We start from the raw sequence: 1,378 nt of genomic DNA, 5'->3' as shown, positions 1-1,378 counted from the left end.
TACTCACCCGTCCGCCGCTCGCCACCTCAGGAGTAAACTCCCTTGTGCTGCCGCTCGACTTGCATGTGTTAGGCCTGCCGCCAGCGTTCAATCTGAGCCATGATCAAACTCTTCAATTAAAAGTTTTTTGAACCCGAAGGTTCGACTCAATGAATTCTGAATCGACTTAACTTAATAAGTCGTTGTACATATTGCTATGAACACTCATTCATTGATTTAATTCTTTGATTACTCGCCAAACGGCAGAGTAATTTCGATTAACTCAACGCCTGTGAGTGTCCACACAGATTTCTTGTTTAGATTGTTAAAGAGCATTTGACTTCTGCTTTCGCGTTACCGCTCAGCGGGTCAGGGCTGCGTATTCTACGCATTTCCCTTGTCGCGTCAAGGCGTTTTTACAAACTTCTTGGCGCTTTCGAATCAACTGCACATTTCGCATTCGATTCTGACTGTCACTGCGTTCGCTTTCGCTGTCTGCCGTGTCAGTGGATGCGCATTATAGGCAGCAGAACTTTTTACGCAAGGGCTTTTTTCAGGTTTTTTGCATTATTTTTCAAATCGCTATTTACACCCAAACTAGGCACAAGCTACCCACCACTTATTCCCAAAGTTATCCACATTCCGAAATTTTTAACTATTGTGGTAGGCCGCAATTGGGGTGGTTGGTCACTTGCAGTAAAGGTTATTTAAAGTGGGTTAAAGCATCGATGCCTTAAATAACACTGTAATTTCGAAACATGACTTCTATAAAAAAGCAGCCTAATTATGTCGTTTACAACAAAACCCTGTTCAATGGGGTTACACATTCTCTTCTTAAACCTTAAACCCTTCGCATTGCATTAAATAGAACGCTACACATCTTGTAATAGCGGGCTCTATCGAGGAGGAGCAGCCCTAAGCTAGCGCTTGCTCCTATAAGACAGGACAAGAGTACATAGCGACATTGGGCAAAGAGAAAGAGCAATTTTAGGGCATGATTCAAAGCTGAAATCATTATGAATCGTGAAATGAAAGTGTACTCGTGCACACAGAGGTCCACGAACTAAATACGCTGTAAAGGGGCGTAGTAAAAGGAATTTTGAAAAGCAAAAAGGCCACCTAACAAGGTGGCCTTTCTTAATTTAGCGTTTGGCGATGACCTACTCTCACATGGGGAGACCCCACACTACCATCGGCGCGATTGCGTTTCACTTCTGAGTTCGGGATGGGATCAGGTGGGACCACAATGCTATTGTCACCAAGCAAATTTGGTATTTACTTACCTGTCTTATCTCACGCAGGCAGTAAATGAATTCGGAAAGCTGGATTGAGTTGCACTTCTTAAGTGTTTGATTTCGTCTAAGGATCACTTAGCAAAACCCATCTGGGTTGTATGGTT

General features: G+C 43.3%; 2 rRNA genes. Both read right to left on the bottom strand.

Annotated elements, in window-relative coordinates:
• Positions 1 to 119 (bottom strand): 16S ribosomal RNA (locus CBX96_RS21390); the annotation flags it as partial.
• 1,007 nt (positions 120 to 1,126) lie between these two features.
• A 5S ribosomal RNA gene (gene rrf / locus CBX96_RS21385) occupies positions 1,127 to 1,242 on the bottom strand.
• Positions 1,243 to 1,378: the final 136 nt, after the last annotated feature.

Origin of the sequence: Shewanella sp. BC20 (genome assembly GCF_003129585.1) — a bacterium.
Classification (GTDB): domain Bacteria; phylum Pseudomonadota; class Gammaproteobacteria; order Enterobacterales; family Shewanellaceae; genus Shewanella; species Shewanella seohaensis.
The sequence above is the reverse complement of the archived record's forward strand: the minus strand, read 5'-3'. Positions and strand labels throughout refer to the sequence as shown.